This window comes from Kitasatospora paranensis, from assembly GCF_039544005.1.
Classification (GTDB): Bacteria; Actinomycetota; Actinomycetes; order Streptomycetales; family Streptomycetaceae; genus Kitasatospora; species Kitasatospora paranensis.
Genome location: NZ_BAABKV010000001.1, coordinates 1,534,190 through 1,552,749, shown reverse-complemented (window position 1 = coordinate 1,552,749; position 18,560 = coordinate 1,534,190). Strand labels below are relative to the sequence as shown.

Below are 18,560 nucleotides of genomic sequence, written 5' to 3'. Positions count from 1 at the left end.
GCCCGGGATTCAGAGTGGGAACTCCCGGCGCTCCCCGGGCCGGATCGTGACGGCCGAGCCCCGGAAGCGGACCTGCACCGGGTCCTGACGGCTCTCGCGCAGGGCGACGACCACCGTGCGCCGGTCCACGTGGATGCGCACGCCCCAGTGTCCGCGGTAGCGCAGGTCGAGGTCGATCCGGCCCAGTGCGGACGGCAGGCGCGGGTCCAGCCAGAGCGCGTCCTCGCGGATCTCCAGGCCGGTGTAGCACCGCTGCAGCAGGTCGACGGCGCCCGCCATCGCGCCCAGGTGGACGCCCTCGGCGGTGGTGCCGCCCTGGAGGTCGTGCAGATCCCCGTCGAGGGCGTCCCGGAAGAACCGCCAGGACGCCCGCCGGTCGCTGCGGGTCAGCACCCAGGCGTGCACGACGGCGCTCAGGGTGGACCCGTGGACGGTGCGGCGCAGGTAGTGGTCGACCGTCCGGTGCAGCAGGTCGTGTCCGGCGGGGTAGCCGAGCCTGCGCAGCAGGTCGCGGACCTCGCGGGGCGAGAACAGGTAGCACAGCATCAGCACGTCCGCCTGCTTGGAGGCCTTGTAGCGGTTGACGGTGTCGCCCTCCGCCTCCAGGATCCGGTCCAGGCGGCGCAGGTCGGGGTAGCGGGCCCGGTACGCCGGCCAGTCCAGCTCGGCCAGCCGTTCGTAGCCGTCGAACTGGCTGAGGATCCCGTCGTGGAACGGCACGTGCAGCCGGCGGCCGACCTCCTGCCACCGGTCGAGTTCGCCGCGGCCCAGGGCCAGGCGTTCCAGGAGCTCGTCGCGCCGGCGTGCCGGCAGGATCTCCACGGTTTCGAGCGCCCGGGCCAGCACCCAAGAGGCCAGCACGTTCGTGTAGGTGTTGTCGTCCAGCCCGGGGCGGTCCGACCAGGGGTAGCCGTCGTGGTACTCGTCCGGGCCGAGGACGCCGCGGATCGAGTACCGGTTGCGTGCCGGGTCGTGGACGGCGGCGGACGACCAGAAGCGGGCGATCTCCCACAGCATCTCGGCGCCGGTACCGGCGAGGAACTCCAGGTCGCCGGTGGCCTGGTAGTGCTGCCAGACGTTGTAGGCGACCGCCGAACCGACGTGCCGCTGCAGGTGGCTGTGGTCGGGCAGCCACCGCCCGGAGAGCGGGTTCAGGTGCAGCTGCTGGGACTCCTCGCGCCCGTCGCTGCCGCTCTGCCACGGGTACATCGCCCCGCCGTACCCGGCCCGGCGGGCGGCTGTGCGGGCCGCGCCGAGGCGTCGGTGACGGTACTGCAGGACGGCCCGCGCGAGCTCCGGGAAACGCAGGTTGAGCAACTGGAGGACGAACAGTTCGTCCCAGAAGACGTGCCCGCGGTAGCCCTCGCCGTGCAGGCCCCGGGCCGGGATGCCGACATCGAGGTCGACCGAGTGCTCCGAGTACGTCTGCAGCAGGTGGAAGAGGTTGAGGTGGAGGGCGGTCGCCCCGTCGAAGTCGGCGTCGATCCGGCACCGGTGCCACAGTTCGGCCCACCGTGCGGCGTGGTCCCGCAGCAGCCGGTCGAACCCTGCGGTGCGCGCCGCGAGACGCCGGGCCGCGGCGAGCGGGTCGCCGGTCGCACGGTCGCGCGAGGTGAAGACGGCCACCGTCTTCTCGACCGTCACCGGGACGCCCCGGACCACGTCGATCCCCAGGGTCTGGGATGCCGCGTCCGCGCGGAGGTCGTCGCTGCGGGACACCTCGGGGTTCGGACCCTGGTGCCGCACCCGGGTCCGGGCGGCCAGGGCGATGCGCAGCGGTGTGCCCGCAGTCGAGACCTGGAGCCACAGCACTCCGTCGGGGCCCACCCCGTCCCGGCGGGGACGAGGTGGCGGCCGGTCAGGTGCCGGTAGCGGGCGACGCCGGTGTTGGTGACGGCGCCGTCCAGGGCCGAGCGGACCTCCATGCGGCCCGACCAGTTCTCCGGGGTCAGCTCCGTCTCCAGCGCCAGCAGGTGCGGCTGTGCCTGACTGGCGAGACGGCGCTGCACCAGGCGGGTACGGCGGCCGAGGGTGTCGACAACCAGGGCTCGGCGGGTCAACAACCCTTTTTGCATGTCGAGTTCGAGCGTCTCTTCGGCCGGTGGCCCGGTGAACCAGGCACCGCCCGACGGGCGGAAGGTCAGCGGCAGCCAGTTCGGGCAGTTGACCAGGTCCTCGTTCTCCACGGTACGGCCCGCCACCTCGGACGACGCCCGGTCGTAGACGCCGGCCAGGTAGGTGCCCGGGTAGTGCACGCCGTCGGCCCGCGCCTCCGGTGCGCTTGCCCGGCTGACCAGGTAGCCGTTCCCGGTGGCGCACAGCACTTCGCGGGTGCCCGTCCCGGCCGGGTCGGAGCCCTCGAAGCGGAGCAGCCATGCGGCGTCCGGTCGCCCGGATGTCACGGAGTGTCCGGCGGGGCCGCGTCCGTGCTGCGCAGCGCTCGGCCGGTGATTCGGCCCGGGCTGATCCGGACCCACGTGTCGCGGCCCTCGTCCCCGACCCATGGCCGGGGGTCGGCGTGCTCTCCGAACCAGGCGAGGGCCTCGGGTTCGGTGACGAGCTTCGCGGGGCCGACGACGAGCACGCTCCAGCCGTTGCGGAGCGCGTCGTCGAGCCGGTCGACCTCGAAGGCGACCGTGCTGCCGGCCGCCCCGGCCGGGGTGCTGTGCGCGGTGGTGCGGTAGAGCACCGTCCCGTCCAGGACCCGGTAGTTGACGGGGATGACGCATGGTCCGTCCGGCAGCGCCAGAGCGACGCGGCCGACACCCCGGGGCGCGAGCTTCGCCCAGCACTCCCAGGACTCCAGCTCCTCCATGACGGGCCGGCCGGCCGGCAGAGGAGGACCGGATCCACTGTCGCCCAGGAGGTCCGGGACGGAGGTGCGCAGGGCCGCCGCGAGGCGGGACGCCGTCCCCAGCTCCACGACGCCCCGGTTCGATTCGAGGTATTCGAGGTGGGCTGTGCCCATGCCGGCCTGCCCGGCCACCTCCTCGCGACTCAGTCCCAGCTGCTTGCGGCGGGCGACCAGCCGTCGGCCGGTGTCCCGGGGGCCGACGGGGCCGGCCCGGACAGAGCCGCCTTCCGTGGTGCTCATGAACATCTCCGCCTCCCGGCTGCGTAGCGGTGACCGCCCGATCACGGCTGGGTCCTTCCCTTCCATCCTCGGCCCCCGGCGGGGCGGACGGGAGGGCCGAACGGGCCGGTCGGCCGGGCCGCGAGGTCCGCCGCTGCCCCCTGTGGCCCGCAGTCCCGGACCGTACGGCCCTGTCGGCCCTGTGCGCCGCAGGCGAGTCTGGAGAGGACGACGCACCCGGGCGGCGCCGCGCCCCGGGCCCAACGGAGGGAACCGCCCATGTCCGCCATCGAGGACCGGCCCTTCAGCGCCGAGGTGCTGCTCTCCGACGGCACCACCGCCCTCATCCGGCCGCTCGGCCCGGCCGACCACGATGCCGTCCACGCCCTGCACGCCGTGCGGATGTCGGAGGCCAGCCGGCGGCAGCGCTTCTTCGGCGCCAGCCGACTCGCACCCCGGATGGCTGCCGACCGGCTCTGCGGCCCGCCGAGGCCCGGCCTGCTCGCCCTCGGCGCCTGGGTGGACGGCGCCCTGGTCGGGGAGGCGGACTGCGAGAGCGTCGACGGGCGCTGCGACACGGCCGAACTCGCGCTCGCCGTCGCCGACGACTGGCAGCACCACGGCGTCGGGACGCTGCTCGTCGAGCACCTCGTCCACGTCGCCCGTGAGCGCGGCGTCCGCGAACTCGCGGCCGACACGCTGGCCGGGAACCGGGCCGTCCAGCAGCTCTTCTCCGACCTCGGGCTGCCCGTCCACCGCCACCTCGAACACGGCGAGATCACGGTCCGCGTCCCGATCGACGAGGACGACGAGCACTACCGGGAGGCCGTCGACGAACGCGGCCGCACCGCCGACATCGCCAGTCTGACCGCCCTGCTGAGGCCCGGATCCGTCGCCGTGGTCGGTGCCTCCCGGCGGCCCGGTTCGGTCGGCCGGGCGGTGCTGGCGAAGATCCGCGAGGGCGGCTTCACCGGCGACCTGTGGGCCGTCAACCCGCACGCCGAGGAGATCGCCGGCGAGGCCGCCTTCCCCGCGATCGCCGCCCTGCCCGGTGTCCCCGACCTGGCCGTGCTCGCCGTTCCGGCCGCCGCCGTGCCCGGTGCGGCCGAGGAGTGCGGCCGCGCCGGGGTCCGCGCGCTGCTGGTGCTCACCTCCGGTCTCGCCCCGGACGAGGCTCGCGACCTGGTGGACTCCTGCCGGCGCCACAGCATGCGGCTGGTCGGCCCCAACAGTCTCGGGATCGCCCAGACCGACCCGGCCGTGCAGCTCGACGCCGAGTTCGGCGGCGCCTTCCCGCTGCCCGGCACGGCCGGTGTCGCCGTGCAGTCCGGCGGTGTCGGTATTGCCCTGCTGGCGCGCCTCGCCTGGCTCGGCATCGGCGCCTCCAGCTTCGTCTCCCTCGGTGACAAGTACGACGTGAGCGGCAACGACCTGCTGCGGTGGTGGGAGGGCGACGGGCACACCGACCTGGCCCTGTTGCACCTGGAGTCGTTCGGCAACCCGCGCGCCTTCTCGCGGACCGCGCGCCGGGTCACCCGGCGGTTCCCCGTCCTGACCGTCGATGCCGGCCGCTCCGCCGCCGGCCGCCGCGGTGCCGCCTCCCACACGGCCGCGGCCGCCACCCCGACCGTGACGCGCGAAGCCCTGTTCCGTCAGGCCGGCATCACTGCCACCCGCAGCATCGCCGAACTCGTCGAGACGGCCGCCCTTCTGCACGCCCAGCCACTGCCCGCGCCGCGCGGCTCCGTCGTCGTGGTCTCGAACGCCGGCGGGATCGGCATCCTCGCGGCCGACGCCTGTGCCGACGCCGGGTTGCTGCTGCCGGAACTCCCCGCGGACCTGGCGGCGGCCCTGCGCGCGGTCCTGCCGGCCGGGGCGAACGCCGGGAATCCGGTGGACACCACGGCGGCCGCCGACCCGGCGGCGATCCAGGCGTGCACCGACCTCCTGGCCCGGCACCCGGCGGTCGACGCCCTGCTGATCTGCCTCGTCCCCACCGCGCTGGCCGGCGGTGCGGCGCACGAAGCCCTCTGGGCGCTCCGCGAGGGCCCGGCCCGCCGCCGCGTCCCCCTCGCCGTCGTGCAGGCCGACCAGCAGGTGCCGGTCTGCCATGTCAGCTGCGTGGGCGGCGGCATGCTCCCGTCCTACGCCGACCCGGCCGCGGCCGCCCGCGCCCTGGCCCACGCCCGGGACCGGGCCGCCTGGCTGGCCGAACCCGTCGCCGTGCCCGCCGCCGCGCCCCGGGCCGACACCGCCACCGCCCGGCAGCTGGTGGACGACTTTCTCCGCTCCCGCCCCGGCGGCGGCTGGCTCGACCCGGGGCGGACCGCCGACCTCCTCGCCTGCTACGGCCTCCCGATGACCGTCTCGTACTGGGCACGGGACGAGGACGAGGTCCTCCACGCCGCCCGGACCCTGTGCACGCAGGGCCATGACGGGAGGATCGCACTCAAGGCGTACTGGCCGGACCAGGTGCACAAGAGCAGGGCCGGCGCCGTCCGGACCGGGCTGGCCGGCGAGGCCGAAATCCGCGCCGCCTACCGCGGATTCGCCGAACGGTACGGCCGCCGGATGGACGGCGCGGTCCTCCAGCCGATGGCCGCGCCCGGCCTCGAACTGCTCGCCGGCGTCGTCCAGGACCAGGTGTTCGGCCCGCTCGTCGTCCTCGGCCTCGGCGGCACCGCGGCCGACGTCCTGGACGACCGCTCCGCCCGGCTGGCCCCGCTCACCGAACACGACCTGACCACCATGGTCAGCGAACTCCGCAGCGCGCCCCTGCTCACCGGAGCCGCCGGCGGGCCGCCGCTCGACGTCGCCGCCGTCCGCCGCACCCTCGCCGGACTGTCCCGGATGGCCTCCGACCTGCCCCAGCTCGCGGAGGCCGATCTCAACCCGCTGATCGCCCGCCCCGACGGACTCCTCGGCGTCGACGCCCGGATCCGTCTGGAACCCCGGCACGCCATCGACCCCCACCTGCGCCGGCTGCGCCGCCCGGCCACCACCGAGGAGCACTGATCACCGTGGACCACAGCATCCTCGACGGCACCTCTGCCACCACCTTCGCCAGGCCGCGGAGCCCGCGCCCGCTCCGCCACACGCAGGTGCGCACCTGCATGACCCGTCCCGCCGTCGCGGTCACCCCCGACACCGGCTTCGCCGCCGTGGTCACCGCCCTCACCGCCTCCGGACGGGGGATCCTGCCCGTCGTCCGGCCGGACGGCACGGTGGCCGGCGTGATCGCCGCCTCCGACGTCCTCGCGGCGTACGCCGCGACACAGGCCGGACGCAGCACCGACGTCGGGATCCTCGCCCACGACCTGATGACGGCCCCGGCCGTCACGGTCGCCGACAGCACCGGCATCGGCGAAGCGGTGGCCCTCGTCAGCGAGAGGGGACTCCACCACCTTCCCGTCGTCGACCGCGACGGCCGCCTGGTCGGCCTGCTGACACTGCACGACCTCCTCGACGCGCTCCGCGAGCACGACGAGGCCATCCGCACCCTGGCCCTGACCCTTGCCCTGACACCCGGCTCCGGAGTGGCCCCCGGCTCGCTGCACGTCCACTGCGAACGCGGCCGCGTCACCCTGACCGGCCGCACCCGCACCCGCGGCGACGCCGCCTCCCTCTGCCTCCAGGTGGCCCGGATCGAGGGACTCGCCGGTGTCACCGACCGGCTCACCTGGGACGTCGACAACGACACCGACGCCGCCGACGGGCGGGCCGACCCGTGAACGGGACCGCCCGCCCGCACGGGCCACCCGACCCCGGGCGGCCGCGCATCGACGCCCGCCGCATCGACGCCGTGGTCGTCGACACCGACGCGGTCCTCACCGACAGCCTGCCGCTGCGCACCGCTGCCTGGGCCGACGCCATGCAGGCCTTCCTGGGCCAGTACGCCCACGTCACCGGAGAACCGTACGGCGCGCACCCACCCGTGCACCTGGCGCCCGATGAGGCGGGTCTCCTCGACCTGGACATCGCGGCCGTTCTGCTGAGGCAGCAGACCGGGCGGATCGACCTCGCGGCCGAACACCTCGGACCGTCCGAGGACGACCTCGTCCTGCTGCTCGCCGCGGAGGGCGCGCGGCGCTTCCGTGACCTGATGCAGGAGCGGGCCCCCGGTGCAGGCCGGGCGCCCACCGGCTGCTGCGTGCGCTGCGGGCCGAGGGCATTGCGGTGGCCGCGGTGTCCACCACCCGCCACGGCGCCTTCCTGGTGCGCCACGCGGGTCTGGCGGGGCTGGTCGCGGTGTGTGTCGACGCCGTGGACGTCGAGTACTACGGGCTGGGCGGCCCGCCGAGCCCGGCGATGTTCCGGCTGGCCCTCGCGCTGCTTCACACCGACGGCGGCCGGGCGGCGTCCCTGGCCGGCAGCCTGCCGCATCTGACCGCCGCGGAGGGAATCCCGTTCGGGCTGAGCATCCTCGCCCGTCCGGACGGCCACGGACCGCCCCGACCGGTGACCGCGGGCCCAGTCGTGCAGCACCTGGACGAGGTCACGGTGGGTGCGGCGCCCGCAGGCTGACCCGCGGATCAGCGCACCAGCACGCGTTCCCCCGGCCGGGGCACGACGGCCGTCCAGCCCAGCTCGCGGTCGATCCGGTCGCGCAGTGCCGCGGAGCCCTCCGGCTCGCCGTGGACCAGGTAGGTGGCACCGGGCGGCGGTGCGGCGCGCAGCCAGTCGAGGATCTCGGAAGCGTCGGCGTGCGCGGAGAAGGCGGGCACGTTGACGACCTCTGCGCGCACGGGGACGTAGCTGCCGTACATCTTCAGGGCCCTTGTGCCGTCGACCAGATCGCGGGCCCGGGTGCCTGCGGCCGCGAAGCCGACCACGATCACCGTGTTGCGGGGATCCGGCAGCAGGCCGCGCAGGTGGTGCACGACACGGCCGCCGGTGGCCATTCCCGAGGCGGACACGATGACGGACGGGACACGGGAGCGTTCGAGCGCCAGGGACTCCTGGAGGGAGCGCACCAGGGTGAACGGCTGCGGGTCGAGGGCTGCGGCGCCGCGCTCCAGGACATCGGGCCGCAGCTCGTCCGAGCGGTTCCCGAAGGCGTCGCGGTAGATCTGCAGGGCCGACAGGGCCATCGGGCTGTCGACGAAGACAGGGGTGTCCCCGGGGAGCCGGCCCTCGCGCCGCAGCTCGGCCAGTTGGTGCAGCACGACCTCCGTCCGGTCGACCGCGAACGACGGGACGACCACGGTGCCACCCCGGGCGAGGGTGCGCTCGATCGCCCCGGCGAACCACTCGCGTGCGGCTGTCTCCTCGTGACGCCGGTTGCCGTACGTGGACTCGACCACCAGCGCGTCCGCGCCGCTGAAGGGCTCCGGTGCGCGCAGCAGCGGGTGGACGGGCCGGCCCAGGTCCCCGCTGAAGGCCACGGTGTGTCCGTCCTCCAGGGTGAGGTGTGCCCAGGCCGAGCCGAGGATGTGTCCGGCACGGCGCAGCCGCAGGACGATCCCGGCGGTGATCTCGACATCGGTGTCCAGTGCGACGGGATCGAACATCCGCAGGGTGTTCTCGACGTCCTCGTCGTCGTACAGCGGCTCGGCGGGGCGGTGCTTGGACCAGCCGTACCGGTTGGCGTGGTCGGCGTCCTCGCGCAGCAGGTGGGCGCTGTCCCGGAGGATCAGTTCGGCGAGGCGCGCCGTGTCCGGGGTCGTCAGCACGGGGCCCCGGAACCCCTCGCGGACCAGCCGGGGAGGTAGCCGCAGTGGTCGAGGTGGGCGTGGGTGAGGACCACCGCCCGGACGTCCGCAGCGTCGAGCGGGAGCGGCCGGCGGTTGCGTCGCCGTAGTTCGGCCAGGCCCTGGAACAGGCCGCAGTCCACCATCAGCCGCGCGTTGTCGGTCTCCACCAGGAACTTGCTGCCCGTGACCGTCCCGACGCCGCCGAGGAAGGTGAGCAGTCCCGGTCGGGGCGCCGGTCGGCCGGCGCCGTTCTCCGTGGTCATGTCCGGCCTCCGATGGCTGGTCCTCTGCCCATGGTCGCTCCGCCGGACCGTTCCGGGCACGGGCGCAGCGGCCCCGGCTCCGGGACCGAACGGCCCTGTGCCGTCGACGCCGTGCGGCGGACAGTGGAGGAGTTCGGACCACCCGGAGGAGTGAGGACCATGTCGCACCGCACCGTTCACGACGTCATGACCCGCGAGGTCGTCACCGCCGGCCCCGACACGCCGTTCAAGGAGATCGCGCTGCTCTTCCACCGCAACGACATCACCGCCCTGCCGGTCGTCGACGACCAGCGCCGTCCGCTCGGGATGGTCTCCGAGGCGGACCTCCTCCGGAAGGCGGCGGTGCTGCCCGACCCGGAGAGCGGTACGCCCGGACGCTGGCTCGGCGCGCACGACCGGGCCCGGGCGGAGGCCGAGACCGCCGGCGGGCTGATGACCGCGCCCGCTGTGGCGGCCCGTCCCGGCTGGTCGATCCCCGAGGCCGCCCGCGCGATGGACAAGCACAGGGTCAAGCGGCTGCCCGTGGTCGACGAGATCGGTCGGCTGGTCGGCATCGTCAGCCGGCGGGACCTGCTCCAGGTCTTCCTGCGCCACGATGGTGCGATCCGCGAGGAGATCACCCACGACGTGCTCGGCGGGACGCTGTGGCTGGCCCCGGACGCCGTCCGGGTCACCGTGCACGACGGTGTGGTCACGCTGACCGGCCGGGTACCGAGGCGCAGTCTCGTCGCCGTCACCGAGCAGTTGTGCCGCGCGGTGGACGGAGTGGTGGCCGTCCACCAGACCCTGGACTTCCTGGAGGACGACACCGACGTGGCGGTCGAGCATCCCCGGGCCTACCACGCAGGGCGGTGACCCCTGCGTCCCGTGCCGGGCCGGCACGGGACGGAAGGCCAGGTGTCAGCCGGCGAGCGCCTGCTCAGCCGCCGCCACGTGCTGCTTCACCGCGGCGAAGCTGTCCGGTGTCACCGAGACCGAGTCGATCCCGGCGCCGACCAGGAACCGGGTGAATTCCGGGTCGTTGCTCGGACGCTGACCGCAGAGGCCCACGGTGCGGCCGGCGGTGTGCGCCGCGGTGATCAGATGCTCGATGCTGCGGGTGACAGCCGGATCCCGTTCGTCGAAGAGGTGGGCGAGCAGCTCGGAGTCGCGGTCGACCCCGAGGGTGAGCTGGGTCAGGTCGTTGCTGCCGATGGAGAACCCGTCGAACCGCTCGGCGAACTGCTCCGCCAGCAGGATGTTGGACGGGATCTCGGCCATCACGTACACCCGCAGGCCGTGGTCGCCGCGGGCCAGGCCGTTGCCCGCCATCGCGGCGAGGACGCGGTCGGCCTCCTGCGGTGTGCGGCAGAACGGGATCATGACGACGACATTGGTCAGGCCGGTGTCCACCCGGACCCTGCGCAGCGCCCGGCACTCCAGGGCGAAACCCTCGCGGTAGCGCTCGTCGTCGTACCGGCTGGCGCCCCGCCACCCGATCATCGGGTTGGCCTCCACCGGCTCGAACGGCGCGCCGCCGACCAGCCGTGCGTACTCGTTGGTCTTGAAGTCGCTCATCCGCACGACGACCGGGTCCGGCCAGCGCGAGGCGGCGATCCTGGCGATGCCCTGCGCCAGACGCTCGACGAAGTACTCCGTCCCGTCCGGGTATCCCTCGGTCAGTTCGTCGAGCAGGCGCCTGTCCGCGGCCGGCAGCCGTTCGGGGTGGACCAGTGCCATCGGGTGGACGCGGATCTGGTGGGCGACCATGAATTCCGTCCGGAGGAGCCCCACACCGTCGGCCGGCAGCCGCCACCAGCGGAATGCCGCCGACGGATCGGCGAGGTTGAGCATCACTTTCGTCCGGGTCGCGGGCAGCGCCGAGGCGTCCGTCTCGGACTCCTCGAAGTCCACGTGCCCGGCGTACACGTGCCCCTCCGAGCCCTCGGCGCAGGAGACCGTCACCTCCTGCCGGTCGGTCAGCACGGCGGTGGCCCGCCCGGTACCGACCACGGCCGGCACGCCGAGTTCCCGGCTGACGATGGCCGCGTGCGAGGTGCGGCCGCCGTGGTCGGTGACGATCGCCGAGGCCAGCTTCATCAGCGGCTCCCAGTCGGGGTCGGTGATCGGGGTGACGAGCACCGCCCCGGCCGGGAACCGTTCCAGCTCCACGGGGCTGGTGAGACCGCACACGGGGCCGGTGCCGATCGCCTCGCCGACGGCGATGCCGGTGGCCAGCCGCTCGCCGGTGCCGGTCAGCCGGTAGCGGCGCAGGACGGCCCCCGGCGCCGTGACTGGACGGTCTCAGGCCTGGCCTGGACGATGTACAGCCCTCCCGTGGTGCCGTCCTTCGCCCACTCGAGGTCCATCGGGCAGCCGTAGTGCTCCTCGACCGCGACCGCCCACCGGGCGAGGCTGCGCACCTCGCTGTCGGTCAGGACCAGGAGGCCCGCTCCTGCGCCGTGGTGTCGACCGTCCGTGTCAGGCCCTCGTCCGCGTACACGGCCTTGCGCCGTTTGGCTCCGACGGTGGACGCCAGAACCGGATCCAGGTTCTCGTCCTTGAGCAGCGGCTTGAAGACCAGGTACTCGTCGGGGTCGACCTGCCCACTGACGACGGTCTCGCCGAGGCCCCAGGCCGCGCTCACCACGACGGCCTGCGGAAAGCCGCTCTCCGGGTCGAGGGTGAACATCACTCCGGCGCCGCCCAGGTCCGAACGGACCATCAGCTGTACGCCGACCGACAGTGCCACCGAGAGGTGATCGAAGCCGAGCCGTTCCCGGTAGTCGATCGCCCGGTCGGTGAACAGGGACGCGAAGCAGCGCCGGCACGCCTCCGACAGGGCGGCGGCGCCGCGGACGTTGAGGAACGTCTCCTGCTGCCCGGCGAAGCTCGCCTCCGGTAGGTCCTCGGCGGTGGCACTGCTGCGGACGGCCACGTCCGGATCGGGCCGACCCGTCTGCTCGGCGAGTCGGGCGTACGCATCACCCATCTCCGCCACCAGCGGGTACGGCAGCGCCGTGGCCAGGAAGGCGGCCCGCACCGCGGATCCCACCTGCGCCAGCGGCGCGCCGTCGTGCAGGCGGCGGATCTGTTCGGCGACGGTCTCCCGCAGCCCGCCGGTGGCGAGGAACTCGCGGTAGGCGTCGGCGGTCACGGCGAACCCGTCGGGCACGCGGACGCCCGCCGGCGCGAGGTGGCCGACCAGCTCGCCCAGCGAGGCGTTCTTGCCTCCCACCCGTCCGACGTCGTCGCGTCCCAGATCGGCGAACCTGACGACACGGCACATGGCTGCTCCCGGGGCGTGTTAGGTCCGGCCGGGGGCCGGACGGAGTGCGCAGACACGGCGGAGTGCGCGGCCGCGCGGGCGGGGCGAACCCGGTCGGGGTCGTGCCACCGCCTTCGGGACCGGCAGTCCGCCGTTCTGCTCCCTTCCCTCCCCGCCCAGCGTCACCGACCGGGGCCACGCCGCTCCAGAGGCTCGTGCCCCCTGTCCGCAGGGCCGGGCAGCGCCCGCGAGGGGCCGACCGACCCAGCGGCGGTGCCCTGCCGAGCCCTCGCCCGGGGCTGCCAGGTGTGGCGTCCTGAAGAGGCGGGCCGGGAGCCGGCGGCACCAGGAGGCCGCGAGGCCCCGACCACGTGGCAGGAGCACCGATGCGCATCGCCGACCTGATGATCACACCACCGGTCACCGTCCCTCTGCACGCGACCGCCCGCCACGCGGCCGCCCGGATGGCCGAGCAGTCCGTCGGCTGCGTGCTCGTCACCGGTCCGGACGGTCTGCACGGGGTCCTCACCGACCGCGACCTCGCACTCCGCACCCTCGCGGCCGGCCTGGGACCGGACACCCCGGTCTCGGGCCTGATGTCCGCCCCCGTGACCACCGTCGACGCCGCGGACGACCTCGGCACCGCCTACCGGACGTTCCGGCGTACAGGGGTGCGCCGGCTGCCCGTGCTCGGCGGTGGCCGACTCGTCGGCCTCCTCTCCGTCGACGACCTCTTCCTGGACGTCCTGCAACGACTCGAGGACCTGCTGGGCCCGCTCTCCTGGAGCACGCTCCGTGAGGGCGCCGCAGGCCCGGCGCCCCGGGGGCGCCGCCCGACCACCTGAGGAGCACCTCATGAACAGCCGGCTGAACACCGTCGCGGACGTCATGACCCGGGCTGTCGTCGCCGTCGGCCGCAGCGCGACCTTCACGGAGGTCCTGGAGACCCTGCAGCAGTGGAAGGTCCGGGCCGTGCCGGTCCTGGCCGGTGACGGCCGGGTCGTCGGCGTCGTCTCCGAGACCGACCTGCTGGCCGCCCGGGACCACGACCCCGACCGGGCCGACGCGTACACCGCCGGCCGGCTGATGTCGGAACCGGCGATCACCGTCCACCCCGACAGCCCGCTCGCGGAAGCCGGGCGCGCCATGGCGCGCGGCCGCGTCAAGCGCCTCCCGGTGGTCGACGACGAAGGCTTCCTGATCGGTGTCGTCAGCCGCGGTGACCTGCTCAAAGTGCATCTCCGGGCCGACACCGACCTCGTCGACCAGATCGTCGCCGAGCTGCGGGCCGTCCTGGGCCCCGCTCTCGCCGCGTCCGTCGGCGTACGTGCGGAGGACGGCCGTATCACCCTCACCTGCGGCCGGCAGGACGCCGCCGTCCTCACGCAGCTGGCCGCGGCCGTCCGGGCCGTCCCGGGTGTCGTCGACGTCACGGTGGCGACCACTGCGCCGGTCTGACGATCGGCCCGGTGCGGCCCGCCGCCGTCCGGTGCCTGCCGCTGCGCGCCACCGTGCACTCACGCGCAGAATCGAGGAGACCGATGTCTGCCCGAGGGAGCCACGATGGACGGCACGCGCCACGGCGAGGACGGGCCGCCCGTGCGGGTGTTCCTCCTCGACGACCACGAGGTGGTGCGCCGGGGTGTCCGGGACCTGCTGGAGGCCGAACCCGACATCGAGGTGATCGGCGAGGCGGGCACCTGCGCCCAGGCCCTGGCCCGGGTGCCGGCGCTCCGCCCGGACGTGGCCGTGCTCGACGTCCGCCTCCCCGACGGTGACGGCGTCACCGTCTGCCGGGAGCTGCGCGACACCATGCCCGACCTGGCATGCCTGATGCTGACCTCGTTCGACGACGACGACGCCCTGCTGGACGCCATCATGGCCGGCGCGGCCGGGTACGCCCTCAAACAGGTCAAGGGTGCGGACCTCGTCGCGGCGGTGCGGACGGTGGCGTCCGGGCAGTCCATGCTGGACCCGGCCACCACCCGCAAGCTCATGGAGAGCCTGCGCCACCACGACGAGAGCGACACCGATGCGGCGCTGGCCCAGTTGACCCCTCGCGAGCGCGAGATCCTCGTGCTCGTCGGCGAGGGCAAGACCAATCGCCAGATCGGCCAGGAGCTCTACCTGGCGGAGAAGACCGTCAAGAACCACGTCTCGCGCCTGCTCGCCAAGCTCGGCGTCGAGCGCCGCCTCCAGGCCGCAGTACTCGCCGCGCAGGCCGAGGCCGAGCATCCGCCCCGGTCGCACTGAGTCCACCCGGCCCGGCGGAGGGAGCCGATCGGCCCCATCGCGGGGCCGGAGCCCGGGCGGATGCTGGTGGTGAGGGTCGCACGACCCGACCACGCCCGGCCGAGGAGGCCGCGATGATGTACGACCACGGGATGAACGGCTGGGGATGGGGCCTGATGACCGTTGCCATGGTGCTCTTCTGGGGCCTGCTGGTCTTCGGCGTCGTGCTCCTCGTCCGCTACCTCGGCCGTGCGCAGCACCAGCACCCCGGCGCCCGGCCGTCCGACCCGCGGGCCGGCGGTCCGGTCCCGCGGCCCACGCCGGAGGACATGCTCGGTGAGCGGTTCGCGCGCGGCGAGATCGACGCCGACGAGTACCGCCACCGCATGGACGCCCTCCGAGCCGGCCGCGGCGCCGGGCCCGGCTGACCCGGCACTCGGAGGAGACCGCCATGACCACCCCGGCCATCGATGCCGCGGCCCTGGAGAAGCTCATCTCGGCCGCCGTCGCCGCCCCGTCCGTCCACAACAGCCAGCCCTGGCGGTTCCGGCTCAGCGAGGACATCTCCAGCCTGGAACTCCGGGTGAGCGACGACCGCCCGCTGCCGGCCATCGACCCCGACGGGCGCGCCCTGTACCTCTCCGTCGGCGCCGCGCTGCTCAATCTGCGCACCGCCGCCCGCCGCCTGGGCTGGGCACCCGAGGTCCGGCTGCTGCCGGACTCGGAGGCGCCCGACCTGGTGGCGTCCGTCGTGCTGGACCGGCCCTCCCCGGTCGCCCTGCCGCTCACCGGCAGGCTCTACGACGCGATCTGGCGCCGGCACACCGTCCGGACACCGTTCACCGGTGAGCCCGTCCCGGCCGCCGTGCTCGACGACCTCGCCGAGGCCGCCCGGGCCGAGGAGGCCGACCTGTCCTTCCCCGACCGGGAGGAGACCACGCGGCTGCTGGACCTCGCCGTCCGGGCCGAACGGCGCAGCGCCGCCGACCCGGCGCGCCGCGCCGAGGACCGGAGCGCCGTCCACGAGCCGGGCGGGCCCGCACGCGGCATCCCCGTCGCCGCGCTCGGGCCCCACGACACCGCAGGACGGATACCCGTGCGGGACTTCGCGGGCACCGGCCGGCCCCGGTCCGCGGCCTTCGAGGCCGAGCCGTGCCTGGCCGTCCTCACCACCGCGCACGACCGCCCACGGGACTGGATCCGGGCCGGCATGGCCCTGGAGCACGCCCTCCTGCTGGCCACCGTTCACCACGTCCGGGCGGGTCTGCTCCACGAGCTCGTGGAGTGGCCCGATCTGCGCGCGGCGGCGCAGGACCCGGACCGGGGCCCGGGCCACGTCCAGATGCTGGTGCGCCTCGGGTACGGGCCGGAGGGATCCCCGACGCCCAGGCTCCCGGTCGGCGACGTGCTGGAGATCAGCCGTCCTTGAGCGGCACCCGCCACACCAGGCGGGTCCCGCCGTGGGGCAGCCGCCCGGCGTCGAACGACCCGCCCAGCGCGGCAGCCCGCTCGCCCAGGTTGGCGAGGCCGCTGCGCCGGCCGCCCGTGGGCAGCCCGACGCCGTCGTCCGTGACGGTGACCACCAGCTCGGCACCGGCGTCCAGGGTGACCTCCGCCCTCCCGGCCTGCGCGTGCCGGGCAGTGTTGGACAGGCCCTCCTGGATGACGGCCACCACCTCGTCGGCCACCTCAATGGGGACGGCGACGTCCAGCAGGCCGGTCATCCGCAGGCCGGGGAGAAGCCCAGTGCCTCGGCCGCCCGTTCGACCGCCTCCACCGCGCGGGCGCGCAGGCCCTTGGCCTGCGGACCGGCCTCGCGGGCCCGTAGCCCGAAGATCGTGGCCCGGATCGTCTTCGCGGTCTCGTCGAGGTCGTCGATGGCCCGCAGCACCCGGTCGGCCGCCTCCGGGTGATCGATGAACCGGGTCGCGCCCTGGAGGGTCATGCCGGTGGCGAACAGCCGCTGGATCGCCAGGTCGTGCAGGTCCCGGGCGATCCGGTCGCGCTCCTGGAGCAGCAGGAGCTGCTCCGCGTCGCGGCGCCGCTCCGCCAGCTCCATGGCGACGGCCGCCTGGGCGGCGAAGCCCGCCAGCGGCGCCGACTCGTCCTCCTCGAACAGGGGTCGCCCGGCGGCCCGGGCCAGCAGCAGCACACCGCGCGCACGGCCCTCGCCGGTGGCGATCGGCACGGCGACGGCAGGTCCGAGGCCGGCCCAGCGGGGTGGTCCGGCCGTGATCCGCGGATCCTTCCGGACGTCCGCGCTCACCACCAGCCCGCCGGTCCGCAGGGCGGCGCCGCCGAAGGATCCCTGCAGCGGCAGCACGAGCCCGGCGTGATCCTCGGCGTCGAGGCCGACAGCGATGCGCACCTCGAGCTCGTCCGCGTCGGCGATCGGAGCGGCGACGACCGTCAGATCCGCGCCGGCGATCTCCCCGGCCCGCGACACCAGCAGGTCCAGCACCTCCTCCTCACCGGCGTCCGACATCAGCCGGTGGGTGATCTCCGCGCTCGCCGTCAGCCAGCGTTCGCGCAGCCGGGCCTGGGTGTACAGCCGGGCGTTGTCGACGGCGACACCGGCCGCCACGGCCAGCGTGGTCAGGACGGACTCGTCCTCGGTGTCGAACTCACGGCCGCCGCGCTTCTCCGTCAGGTACAGATTCCCGAACACCCGCCCCCGGATCCGGATCGGGACCCCCAGGAAGCTGTGCATCGGGGGGTGGCCGACCGGGAACCCGGACGACGCGGGGTGCGCCGAGATCTCCGCAAGCCGCAGCGGCCCCGGGTGGCGGATCACCTCGCCCAGCAGACCGTGTCCCGACGGAAGCGGACCGATCTCCTTGATCTGAGCGTCGGTGAACCCGATCGGGATGAACCGCGACAGCCGCCGGTCCTCGCCGATCACCCCGAGCGCGCCGTACTCCGCGTCGACGAGCGAGACCGCCGCCTCCACGATGTGCCGCAGCACCTGCGAGAGCTCCAGGTCACTGCCGACCGCCAGCACGGCCTCCAACAGGCTGTGCACCCGGTCGCGCGTGCCCCCTGCGGCGACCGGCCGCGCCTGCAGTTCGTCCAGGAGGTCGTCCGGCCGCAGCGGCGGCACGGGCACCGAGTCCCCTTCCGACGTACTGCCCACCGGTTCCTCCGAACGTCTCCCGACCAACGGTCACCACCGCCCGCGCCCCACCGCCCAGCCTAGATCCGGGGCCCGCGTGCGACCCGTCGACCGGGCCCGGGTGGGCCGACCGGCCCGGTTCCCGGCCCGCCCGGCCCATGGACGCGGCCACGGGCCGGGGCAGGCTGGAGGAGGGCGATACATCCGGTACGCGACGGGAGGAGGCCGCCATGCGGCCGACCGAGTCCGGCCCCGACACCACCACCGGGCCGACGATCGACATGGATGCCGTCAGGCAGCGCATCGCCGACCGCCGCAGCCGGTTCGGCCTCGCCGAGGAGACCCTGGCCGACCGGGCCGGCATGGCCCCGGCCTACTTCCAGCACGTCATCGAGGCCGGTCCGCTCTTCGACCCCGGCGGTCTGCAGCGCATTGCCGCCGCCCTCGGCATGACCTACGAGGACCTGCTGGACGGCCCGATCGACCCGCCGCCGGGCCGATCCGCCCCCTCGGGCCACCCCGCCCTCATCCGGCTCACTGAGGCCGAGTGCCGGGACAGGATCGGCGACCGCGGCGTGGGCCGGATCGCCCTGCCTGCGGACGCCGGTCCGGTCGTGCTGCCCGTCAACTACACCGTCGACGGCGGGACGGTGGTCTACCGCACCGCGCCGCACACAGTGGCGGCGGTCCTTCCGGGCTCGCCGGTCTCCTTCCAGGTCGACCGGATCGACGAGCGGACGAGGCGCGGATGGAGCGTCCTGATCACCGGGGCGGCCGAGCACGTCACCGACCCGGCGGCCGTCGCGCAGCTCGAACGGCGGCCCGGCGCCGAGCCGTGGGCCGGCGGCGACCGGCCGGTGTGGATCCGCATCCGGCCCGACCACATCACCGGCCGCCGGATCGGCGCGGTGAGCGCCGAGGGCCGTCTGGAATGACCCCG

At 74.5% G+C, this 18,560-nt stretch carries 14 protein-coding genes and 3 pseudogenes; 10 read left to right on the top strand and 7 right to left on the bottom strand.

What is annotated here, in order from left to right:
- Positions 1-9: 9 nt before the first annotated feature.
- Together ABEB13_RS07830 and ABEB13_RS07820 are read right to left on the bottom strand one after the other, a co-directional pair.
- Positions 10-2,504, bottom strand: a pseudogene (locus tag ABEB13_RS07830) (glycoside hydrolase family 65 protein).
- Positions 2,399-3,094 carry a helix-turn-helix domain-containing protein gene (locus tag ABEB13_RS07820; RefSeq protein WP_345704866.1) on the bottom strand — a complete coding sequence of 232 codons (696 nt, stop codon included), beginning with the start codon at positions 3,092-3,094 and terminating at the stop codon, positions 2,399-2,401. Before ABEB13_RS07820 ends, ABEB13_RS07830 begins: the two are co-directional and overlap by 106 nt.
- 258 nt (positions 3,095-3,352) lie before the next feature.
- On the opposite strand from ABEB13_RS07820, the gene ABEB13_RS07815 reads away from it, so the two are divergent.
- From ABEB13_RS07815 to ABEB13_RS07805, 3 genes are read left to right on the top strand one after another with little or no spacing between them, the layout of a single operon-like run.
- On the top strand, positions 3,353-6,088 hold the full coding sequence (locus ABEB13_RS07815) for a bifunctional acetate--CoA ligase family protein/GNAT family N-acetyltransferase (protein ID WP_345704865.1): 2,736 nt from the start codon (positions 3,353-3,355) through the stop codon (positions 6,086-6,088).
- Between the two features lie 5 nt (positions 6,089-6,093).
- The gene (locus tag ABEB13_RS07810; protein ID WP_345704863.1) at positions 6,094-6,804 is read left to right on the top strand and encodes a CBS domain-containing protein; all 711 of its coding nucleotides are present in this window, start codon (positions 6,094-6,096) and stop codon (positions 6,802-6,804) included.
- Positions 6,801-7,460, top strand: coding sequence for a hypothetical protein (locus ABEB13_RS07805; RefSeq protein ID WP_345704862.1), 660 nt, complete (start codon positions 6,801-6,803; stop codon positions 7,458-7,460). The genes ABEB13_RS07810 and ABEB13_RS07805 overlap by 4 nt, the downstream gene beginning before the upstream one ends.
- A gap of 145 nt (positions 7,461-7,605) precedes the next feature.
- On the opposite strand, the gene ABEB13_RS07800 is transcribed toward ABEB13_RS07805, so the two are convergent.
- Positions 7,606-8,745, bottom strand: coding sequence for an MBL fold metallo-hydrolase RNA specificity domain-containing protein (locus tag ABEB13_RS07800; RefSeq protein WP_345704861.1), 1,140 nt, complete (start codon positions 8,743-8,745; stop codon positions 7,606-7,608).
- Entirely contained in the window at positions 8,739-9,029 is a 291-nt protein-coding gene (locus tag ABEB13_RS07795; RefSeq protein WP_345704860.1) for an MBL fold metallo-hydrolase, read from the bottom strand. The genes ABEB13_RS07800 and ABEB13_RS07795 overlap by 7 nt, the downstream gene beginning before the upstream one ends.
- A gap of 159 nt (positions 9,030-9,188) precedes the next feature.
- Between ABEB13_RS07795 and ABEB13_RS07790 the strand changes: the two genes are divergently transcribed.
- Complete coding sequence (locus tag ABEB13_RS07790) at positions 9,189-9,884, top strand: CBS domain-containing protein (RefSeq protein ID WP_345704859.1); 696 nt, start codon at positions 9,189-9,191, stop codon at positions 9,882-9,884.
- Positions 9,885-9,929: 45 nt separating this feature from the next.
- On the opposite strand, the gene ppsA is transcribed toward ABEB13_RS07790, so the two are convergent.
- Positions 9,930-11,234: a phosphoenolpyruvate synthase gene (gene ppsA, locus ABEB13_RS40385; protein ID WP_425559957.1), complete on the bottom strand. Its 1,305-nt coding sequence runs from the start codon at positions 11,232-11,234 to the stop codon at positions 9,930-9,932.
- Positions 11,235-11,263: 29 nt separating this feature from the next.
- Positions 11,264-12,297, bottom strand: a pseudogene (locus tag ABEB13_RS40380) (PEP/pyruvate-binding domain-containing protein).
- A 365-nt stretch (positions 12,298-12,662) separates the two neighbouring features.
- On the opposite strand from ABEB13_RS40380, the gene ABEB13_RS07780 reads away from it, so the two are divergent.
- From ABEB13_RS07780 to ABEB13_RS07760, 5 genes are all read left to right on the top strand, one after another.
- Positions 12,663-13,121, top strand: a complete 459-nt coding sequence (locus tag ABEB13_RS07780) for a CBS domain-containing protein (protein ID WP_345704858.1) — start codon at positions 12,663-12,665, stop codon at positions 13,119-13,121.
- 10 nt (positions 13,122-13,131) lie between these two features.
- Positions 13,132-13,734, top strand: a complete 603-nt coding sequence (locus tag ABEB13_RS07775) for a CBS domain-containing protein (RefSeq protein WP_345704857.1) — start codon at positions 13,132-13,134, stop codon at positions 13,732-13,734.
- 105 nt (positions 13,735-13,839) lie between these two features.
- Positions 13,840-14,529 (top strand): response regulator, encoded by a 690-nt coding sequence (locus ABEB13_RS07770; RefSeq protein WP_345704856.1) that lies wholly within the window; start codon positions 13,840-13,842, stop codon positions 14,527-14,529.
- A gap of 113 nt (positions 14,530-14,642) precedes the next feature.
- Positions 14,643-14,936 (top strand): SHOCT domain-containing protein, encoded by a 294-nt coding sequence (locus ABEB13_RS07765; protein WP_345704855.1) that lies wholly within the window; start codon positions 14,643-14,645, stop codon positions 14,934-14,936.
- The gene (locus ABEB13_RS07760) at positions 14,933-15,937 is read left to right on the top strand and encodes an Acg family FMN-binding oxidoreductase (RefSeq protein WP_345709589.1); all 1,005 of its coding nucleotides are present in this window, start codon (positions 14,933-14,935) and stop codon (positions 15,935-15,937) included. The genes ABEB13_RS07765 and ABEB13_RS07760 overlap by 4 nt, the downstream gene beginning before the upstream one ends.
- On the opposite strand, the pseudogene ABEB13_RS07755 reads toward ABEB13_RS07760, so the two are convergent.
- A pseudogene (locus ABEB13_RS07755) lies at positions 15,924-17,641 on the bottom strand (sensor histidine kinase). The gene ABEB13_RS07760 and the pseudogene ABEB13_RS07755 overlap by 14 nt on opposite strands.
- Before the next feature lie 209 nt (positions 17,642-17,850).
- On the opposite strand from ABEB13_RS07755, the gene ABEB13_RS07750 reads away from it, so the two are divergent.
- On the top strand, positions 17,851-18,555 hold the full coding sequence (locus ABEB13_RS07750) for a helix-turn-helix domain-containing protein (protein ID WP_345704854.1): 705 nt from the start codon (positions 17,851-17,853) through the stop codon (positions 18,553-18,555).
- Positions 18,556-18,560 lie beyond the last annotated feature (5 nt).